General features: G+C 52.3%; 7 protein-coding genes. 3 read left to right on the plus strand and 4 right to left on the minus strand.

Annotated features, from left to right (window positions below):
• Positions 1–6 precede the first annotated feature (6 nt).
• Positions 7–1,299 (minus strand): adenylosuccinate lyase, encoded by a 1,293-nt coding sequence (gene purB / locus TX77_RS00770; RefSeq protein ID WP_044502912.1) that lies wholly within the window; start codon positions 1,297–1,299, stop codon positions 7–9.
• 99 nt (positions 1,300–1,398) lie between these two features.
• Positions 1,399–2,433, minus strand: a complete 1,035-nt coding sequence (gene selD / locus TX77_RS00775; protein ID WP_081651667.1) for a selenide, water dikinase SelD — start codon at positions 2,431–2,433, stop codon at positions 1,399–1,401.
• Positions 2,434–2,625: 192 nt separating this feature from the next.
• Between selD and TX77_RS00780 the strand changes: the two genes are divergently transcribed.
• The 3 genes from TX77_RS00780 to TX77_RS00790 all read left to right on the plus strand — a co-directional run bounded on the left by TX77_RS00780 (position 2,626) and on the right by TX77_RS00790 (position 5,711).
• Positions 2,626–3,375 carry a hypothetical protein gene (locus TX77_RS00780; RefSeq protein WP_044502914.1) on the plus strand — a complete coding sequence of 250 codons (750 nt, stop codon included), beginning with the start codon at positions 2,626–2,628 and terminating at the stop codon, positions 3,373–3,375.
• A gap of 157 nt (positions 3,376–3,532) precedes the next feature.
• The gene (locus TX77_RS00785) at positions 3,533–5,032 is read left to right on the plus strand and encodes a sensor histidine kinase (RefSeq protein ID WP_044502915.1); all 1,500 of its coding nucleotides are present in this window, start codon (positions 3,533–3,535) and stop codon (positions 5,030–5,032) included.
• A complete protein-coding gene (locus TX77_RS00790) occupies positions 5,010–5,711 on the plus strand; it encodes a response regulator transcription factor (RefSeq protein WP_044502916.1) in 702 nt (233 codons plus the stop codon). Before TX77_RS00785 ends, TX77_RS00790 begins: the two co-directional genes overlap by 23 nt.
• 3 nt (positions 5,712–5,714) lie before the next feature.
• On the opposite strand, the gene TX77_RS00795 is transcribed toward TX77_RS00790, so the two are convergent.
• Positions 5,715–7,103 carry an NAD(P)/FAD-dependent oxidoreductase gene (locus TX77_RS00795; RefSeq protein ID WP_044502917.1) on the minus strand — a complete coding sequence of 463 codons (1,389 nt, stop codon included), beginning with the start codon at positions 7,101–7,103 and terminating at the stop codon, positions 5,715–5,717.
• A gap of 200 nt (positions 7,104–7,303) precedes the next feature.
• The gene (gene pta, locus TX77_RS00800; protein ID WP_044502918.1) at positions 7,304–8,353 is read right to left on the minus strand and encodes a phosphate acetyltransferase; all 1,050 of its coding nucleotides are present in this window, start codon (positions 8,351–8,353) and stop codon (positions 7,304–7,306) included.
• Positions 8,354–8,584: the final 231 nt, after the last annotated feature.

The following is an 8,584-nucleotide window of genomic DNA, read 5'->3' on the forward strand; positions in this document are numbered from 1 at the left end:
TACAACTTAAATGCCGAAACGGGCAAAGATGGTATCGACGTGGCTGAGCATTTTCTTGACATCAAAGCAGCCTTCAATTTCTGCTTCGGTCATATACTGCTTAACGTCTTCATCTTTCTTCAAGTTTTCCAAGAAGTCTTCTCCGTCGATCCAGCGCTTCATGGCATTGCGCTGTACCCAGCGGTACGCCTGTTCGCGGACGGCGCCTTTTTCGACGAGGGTATTGAGGATGATCGGGCTGTAAATGAGTCCGCCCGTCAAATTGAGGTCGGCCATCATCTTATCGGGATAGACGAGGAGCTTGTCGATGACCCGGGTAAAGGTCTGAAGCATATAATCAAGAGCAATGGTGCTGTCCGGCAGGATAACCCGTTCTACGGAAGAATGGGAAATATCGCGTTCATGCCAGAGAGCGACGTCTTCCAAAGCCGCCTGGGCATTGCCGCGGATGACACGAGCCAAGCCACACATGCGTTCACAAGTAATAGGATTGCGCTTATGAGGCATGATGGACGAGCCCTTCTGTTTAGGACTGAAGTATTCTTCTGCTTCGCGAACTTCCGTACGCTGGAGATGACGGATTTCCGTTGCCATTTTGTCGATGGAGCTGGCGATGACAGCCAAGGTCGTAAGGAATTCGGCGTGGCGGTCACGCTGCAGGGTCTGCGACGAAATAGGCGATGCCGCAATGCCCAGGTGTTCGCAGACGTATTGTTCAACGAAGGGATCAACGTCAGCATATGTACCGACAGCACCGGAAATTTTACCGACGGCAATCGTTTCCTTGGCATGTTTCATGCGGTCGATATCGCGTTCGATTTCAGCCATCCAGTTGCACAGCTTGAGGCCGAAAGTCGTCGCTTCGGCGTGAATGCCATGAGTACGGCCGATGCACGGCGTATATTTAAATTCAACGGCACGGCGACGCAATACGGCGTGGAAGTCTTCGAGGTCCTTGATGAGGATATCCGAAGCCTGTTTCAGCATGGAACCCAAAGCCGTATCTTTGACGTCTGTCGACGTCAGGCCCAAATGGACGTACTTTCCGGCTTCGCCGATATTTTCGGAAAGGTTGGAGACGAAAGCAGCAATATCATGATGTGTTTCCGCTTCGATTTCATGGATGCGGTCGACAGAAAAGGCAGCTTTTTCGCGAATTTCTTTAGCCGCTTCTTTCGGGATATTCCCAAGTTCAGCCTGGGCTTCACTGGCCAGGATTTCCACCTGTTTCAGCGTGTCCCATTCATTGAATTCTGTCCAAATTTGACCCATTTCCGGTTTCGTATAGCGTTCAATCACAGTTGATCTCTCCTTTATCATTGACATGAGTACGGTAAAAAAACTCACCGTCACTATTATACACTATCTATAGTGCCGAAGGTAGCCGTTTTGCAAGTTTTATTCAATCACAATGGATTCTCCTTCCCGCGCAGTCACATAGCCGATGACAGCGGCACAAGGAAGGACGTCCTTCAAGGACCGTTCCAAAAGCACGGCATCTTTTTCAGAAACGGCAATGAGAAGACCGCCCGACGTCTGAGGATCATATAAAACATCCATCATTCCTTTATCGATGCCGTCGGCTGAAACGCGGCCTGCCGCAAAATCACGGTTACGGTACGCCCCGGCCGGGATAAAGCCCATAGCGGCCATATCAAGAGCCTCTTTATGGAAGGGGATAGATGAAGTATCAAAGTGAATCGTCGTTTCACTTCCATCAGCCATCTCACAAGCATGCCCTAAGAGACCAAAACCGGTAACGTCGGTACAGCTGTGAACGTCGTAGCGAACCATCACGTCCCGAGCGGTCTTATTGAGCTGCGCCATCTGGGCGTATAGCTGCTGCAAAAGGGGCTGCGCTACAAAATCCCCTTGGGCTGCCGTCATCAAGATCCCGACGCCCAAAGGCTTGGTCAAGATGAGGACATCGCCGGGACGAGCCGATGAATTGCGCAGTAATTTTTGCGGATGCACAAAGCCCGTGACCGACAAGCCGTATTTCGGTTCCTTATCTTCAATCGTATGACCGCCGGTGATGATGACGCCACTTTCATAGGCCTTGCTGTAGCCGCCTTCTAAGATGAGGCGAATGGCTTCTTGGCCCATCTTCAGGTTGACGCACATGACGTTCATGGCAAGCTTTGCCTCCGCCCCCATGGCGTAGACGTCGCTCAGGGCATTGGCCGCTGCAATTTGACCGAATAAATAAGGATCGTCGACGATAGGCGGAAAGAAGTCGACAGTCTGGACAATGGCCAAGTCGTCCGTAACTTGGTAGACCGACGCGTCGTCGCTCTTATCATAGCCGACGAGGAGGCGGTCATCAGTATGTGTTGGAAGCCCTTCCAACAATTGAGCCAGTGTCCCTGGCCCCAGTTTAGCGCCTCAACCGGCACAGGATGCCAGTTGGGTTAATTTCAGTTTATCTTCCATGGAAGTCCCTCCTTATGAATAACAATACAGACTTTTCTCTCTTTGTTTATATTATACTATAATTTCACCGATAGTTTTATGCCTTCTCTTATTTTTGCAATTCTTACGCTCCGGTTTAGCTCGATTTTAGATTTACCGGCTATACTGTGTTTGTACTCAAAAAGAAGCAAGGACAGACAGGAGGAATTCATCATGACCCAAGAAAAATGGCAAGATACACTCATTTCCATCAAAAATAAGATGTTCACCGCCCGCAATGCAAAAATCGCAGCCGCTTTTATCGTCGTCGCCGTCATCGCCGGTGCCGGCGGCCGCTACTATCTCCACCAGCGCCATATGGCCCGCCATGAAGAGCAAGTCGCCGCCATGGCCGATTTGACCCAGGCCCAGGCAAAGCAAAAAGGCGTCAGTCTCATCAATGAAGAACAGGCCCGTGCCGCAGCTGCCAAGGCCATAGGCAAAGACGAAAGTCAGCTGGACTTTAAAGAAGTCGCCCTCTTTGACATGGACAGCATGAAGCATAGAGACGGACGCGAAGAACATCGGCAAGATCGCCGCGGCGAAAGAGGACCGGGAGAAGGCCCTGACCGCAACGAAAAAGGCCGTCCGAATATGGATGAAAGAATGAGACCGGGACAGGGCAGCCCTCAAATGGGTCCCCAGGATCATCAAGGCGGGGCCCCGGCCCTCCAACCGCCTCAGGAACTGACGACGCCTCAAGCAGCCGCGCAGCAAGACCCACAGCAGGGGCAGGCAGTACCACAGGGACAGCAAACAACCGGACAGCAGCCGGCGGCACAGCAAGGTCAGCAGCCAGGCCAACCGATGCAGCCCGGCTTCCACCCCATGTATAAGGTCCGTGCCGTCTCCGGCAGCGTTCACTACGACATCCTCATCGACGCCGTAACCGGGTCGGTCATCCATACTCAAATCGATGACTGACAAAAAGGACTGACCGATGAAGTATCTTGGATTGCTCCCATGAGCCAGACGTTCGCGCTGGTTTATGGAAACAAGACAGGGGCTCCATCGGCCGGTCCTTTTTTCTGCCCTCGAAAACAGCTATAATAGAAATATCATACAGAAAGGATGCTGCCCTATGCTCCATTTACGCGATATTTCCTTACGCCACCGCCTGCTCATCGCCAACTTCACCATGGTCTTTGTCCCCATCTTCATTTTGACCGTCCTCGGCTTCCTCTTGGTCTCGGGCCTTCGCTTCTCGTCGCCTCACAACGACCTGATGACCTTATGGCCGGAAAAGGGGCCGGCCCTTTCCATCCAATATACGGTCAGTTCCCTCCGGGTCAAAGCCGAACGGCCGGGGCCGCTGAAACTGAATGACCTTCGCGAAGACTGCCAGGTCCTGGAAAGCCTGGGGATTGCCACGGCCATCATCCGCCACGACCAGGTCGCCTACGTCACACCGGGCGTCGACTTCTACGGATTAGCCGACCGGGTCCTGCAAAAGGCCCACGGTCAAAAGACGGTCATGACCTGGGACGGAGACGGCTTCTTCTTCCGATATTCGTCGCCCCACAGCGGGACGACGATCATCGCCGCCGGAAATACGCCCTTCATCGCCAAAACCGGCATCCGCGAAGGCATGGCCAAAAACGTCATCCAGACACTCCTCATCTTCATCGTCGGGACAGCCAGTGTCATCATCATCGGCTGCGGCCTCATCCTGTCCCGCCTCTTGTCGCGCCAAATTTTAGGGCCCTTGGCCGCCCTTCGCACGGCGGCCTCCGAAATTGAAAAGGGAAACCTCGATTATAAACTGACCGTCTCGTCCCGTGACGAACTGGGCCAGACCTGTTCCGCCTTCGACCGCATGCGCCGCCAGCTTAAGGCAGCCCGAACGGCACAGGAAAAATACGAACAGAACCGAAAAGAACTCATTGCCGGCATCTCTCACGACCTGTCGACACCACTGACTCTCTTAAAAGGCTATGCCAGCGGCATCTTAGTCGGCATTGCCAAAACGGCAGAAAAGCGCCATCACTATATAGAGCTCATTTACCAAAATGCCTGCTCCTTAGAAAAACTCGTCGACCGCCTGTTTCTCTTTTCAAAACTCGACTTAGGTCAGGTCGATTTCACCTTTGAGACGGTGTCCCTCCGAGATTATTTTGCTGACTTCACTGCCGAAAACGCCGCTCTCTTCTCTGAGCTGGGCCTCATCCTGAATTACGAGGCCCCCACGGAAGCAGCACAAGTCCGTATTGACCGAATGCAGTTCCAACGGGTCATCGATAACCTCTTAGAAAACGCCTTAAAGTACAAAGACACCGATACGGTCGCCATGGATATCAAGCTGGAGGCGACTCCGGGCCACGTTATCCTATCCTTTGCCGACCACGGCCCGGGCGTCCCCAAAGTCTACCTTACCAAACTGTTCGACAGTTTTTACCGAACCGATGAAGCCCGCACAGACGTCAAAAAAGGCAGCGGCCTGGGCCTTGCCATCGTCAAACAAATCATTGCTACCTTAAAAGGAAGGATATACGCTGCCGAAACGCCGGGCGGAGGATTGACCGTCGTCATCACCTTGCCGGCAGCAGAGGAGGATAATCATGAAATCGATTCTAATCATTGAAGACAATATGGAAATCGCTGAACTCGAACGAGACTTTCTCGAAGCTGACGGAATTGCAAGCGTCATCGAAACAGACGGAACGAAGGGCATGGAACGAGCCTTAGCCGACGATTTCGACCTCATCCTCTTGGATATCATGCTCCCCGGTACGGACGGCTTCCACATCTGCCGCCGCATCCGCGAAGCCAAGGAAGTCCCCATTCTCATGGTGTCAGCCAAGCGGGAGGACATGGACAAGATACGCGGTCTCGGCCTCGGTGCCGACGATTATATCATCAAACCTTTCAGTCCGACAGAGCTCGTCGCCCGCGTGAAGGCGCACATTCAGCGCTATGAACGGCTGACCGGAAAAGCCCGCCCGGAAAACGGCAGCGGTGAAGTCCTCCGCAGCGGAGACCTGGAAATCTACGTCGACAAACATCGCGTATACGAAAAAGGCCGGGAAATCAGCCTGACCAATCGAGAATTCGAACTCTTGGTCTTTTTGGCTAAACATCCCGGCCTGGTATTCAGCCGCGACCGCCTCTTCGAACGCGTCTGGGATCTTGACGCCGAAGGCGATACGGCAACGGTCATGGTCCACATCAACCGCATCCGTGAAAAAATAGAACCCGATCCGGCAAAGCCGATTTACATCGAAACCGTTTGGGGCGCCGGCTATCGCTTTAAAGAAGCCTGATTTTTATTTTGCTTCGCGGCGCAGGATTTCCTGACCGACGGTGACGCCCGCAGCCGATGCCTGAACGAGTCCGCGGGTAATGCCGGCGCCGTCACCGATGGCAAAGAAGTTCGGAATTTTGGTTTCTAAGACCGAGCTCAATTCCAATCGGTTCGAATAGAATTTGGCTTCTACGCCATACAAGAGAGTATGTCTCGAATTGGCACCCGGCGCTATGGCGTCGAGGGCTTCAAGCATCTCTTTAATATCCTGCATATGGCGGTAGGGCAGGACCAACGACAAGTCGCCGGGCGTCGCCTTGGGCATCGTCGGACGAACGAGGCCGCGCTGAATCCGTTCCGGCGTCGACCGACGGCCGTCGAGGAAATCACCGAGGCGTTGTACGATGACGCCGCCGCCTAAGATATTGGCCAAATTGGCGATATACTTCCCGTACTTAATCGGTTCGTGAAAGGGCTCGGTAAACTTCTTCGATACCAAGATGGCGAAGTTCGTGTTCTCGCTCTTCTTATGGGCATAACTGTGGCCGTTGACAGTCAGTAAGCCGTCGTTATTTTCTTCGACGACGAAGCCGTAGGGGTTCATGCAGAAAGTCCGGATTCGGTCATCGAAAGACTTGCTGAAATAAATAAGTTTCGATTCATAGACGACGTCCGTAATCGTTTCCAGCACTTCTGCCGGCATTTCGACACGGACGCCGATATCGACGGCATTGGAGGTTAGGCGAAGGCCCATTTTTTCCACTTCGTGGACGAACCATTCCGACCCTTCCCGTCCGGGCGCACTGACCAGATAGCGGCAGGCGTAAAACTGATCGTCGATCAAGACGCCTTTGATCTGTCCCTCTTCTTCTACCAAGTGATCCACAGCCGTATCGGCCATGATATCGACCTTGCCTTCGAGGAAATCGCGCATATGGGTCAAAATCTGGCCGTTGACGTCGGTCCCTAAGTGGCGGATACGAGCCGGAATGAAGCTGAGATCAGCTGCAGCGGCCTTTCGCTTTATCTCGCGAATGCGATCTTTATTTTCATCACCGTACACCTTGCGGTCGGCACCGCCAAAACGGCAGTACACTTCGTCGACATAACGGATTTTATCCATTAAATCGGCTTTTGGCATATAGTCATCGAGGTTGCCGCCGTATTCGGTAGTCAGTGTCAGTTTCCCGTCGCTGAAGGCACCGGCACCGCCCCAGCCGCAGACGACATTGCGCACCCGGTCCTGCGGTTTAGCATCGCCATTGAGACTGGTCGCAATCCGTTCCCGAATATCCTGGCCTTTTTCGACCATCAGGATATCGAGTCCCTTATCTGCCAGCTCCAAGGCCGTAAAAATTCCGGCCGGTCCGGCACCGATAATGATGACATCATAGGTTTTTACTGCTTTCATATACGCCACTTCCTTATAAAAACACCTTTACATCGAACAAAAAAGGCGTTGTCTCCTTGGGACAACGCCTTTTGCAGCCACGCAAGCAGCTCCTCATTCAGCATAGCATGGTGCACCGACAAAGTCAACCGGCCGCCGATTCGAGGAGGCAAGAAAAAAAGCCGTTCCCGAAGGAGCGGCTTTTTCGTCACGCACTAAGCTTACTGCTGTTCATGTTCATGTTCAGCCCGTTCTTTTTTGTAGAAGTCAGCCGTAATCGCATCGGAGCAGCATACAGCGACGACGTCAGCTACGTCTTCAGATGAGCAGCCACGGGACAAGTCAAGGATAGGTTTGTCGAGGCCCTGAACCAAAGGTCCGAGAGCCGTTGCATTGGCAAAGCGCTGAACCATCTTGTAACCGATATTAGCAGCATCGAGGTTCGGGAAGATGAGGACGTTGGCATGGCCGGCAACGGTCGAGCCGGGAGCCTTGTGTTCGCCGACTTCCGGAACGAGGGCAGCGTCAGCCTGCATTTCGCCGTCAAAAGCAAAATCGACGTTTCGTTCTTTCAAGATTTCAACAGCTTTGCGGACGTTTTCAACGGATTCACCGGCGCCGGAACCCATCGTGGAGTACGAAAGGAAGGCAACCTTCGGATTGAGGATCTGAACGGTACGACGAGCACGTTCGACACAAATGCAGGCGATATCAGCCAGCTGATCTGCCGACGGATTGGGGATAACGCCGCAGTCACCGAGGACGAGGATACCATTGTCGCCGTACTGAGGAGTGTTCGTCAAGAGAATGAAAGCCGAGGATACGGTCTTGTTGCCAGGGCGGGGGCCGATGACCTGAAGGCCGGCACGGATAACTTCTGCCGACGTCGTAGCAGCACCGGATACGCAGCCGTCAGCTTCGCCGAGAGCGACGAGACCAGCCGCAAAGAAAGTGTTGTTGTGCGTCATGATGTCGCGAGCTTTTTCAATCGTCATGCCTTTCTTTTCGCGGCGTTTTGCAAAGTATTCGCAAAGTTCATCCATCCGATAGTACGTTTCCGGATTGATGACTTCAACACCAGTGAGATCGATTTGGAATTTAGCAGCATCTTTTTTGATCTGTTCCAGTTTACCTACGAGAACGATTTTAGCAAAACCATCAGCCAAAACGCGTTCAGCAGCTTTCAGGACACGGCGGCTGTTCGTTTCCGGAAGGACAATTTTCTTTTGGGCCTTGGAAACACGGGCTTTTAAATCTTCTGTAAATCTCATTTGGATACCACTCCTTGTAAGTTCTTAGAAATTTGTTGAGAAATATGGCCTTATGATAAGGAAAATATTCCTATCACTATCCTTCATTATAATACAAATTGACGGGGAATCAAACCTATTATTACTCATATATAAAATGAGCAGAAGAAATATATTATACTAATTCTGCAACGATAGTGATTTTTTCATACACAGAAGGCATTTTCCAACGATTTCCTAGTACAAAAAAAA

It is taken from the genome of Megasphaera massiliensis, from assembly GCF_000455225.1.
In the GTDB taxonomy this organism is placed as follows: domain Bacteria; phylum Bacillota; class Negativicutes; order Veillonellales; family Megasphaeraceae; genus Megasphaera; species Megasphaera massiliensis.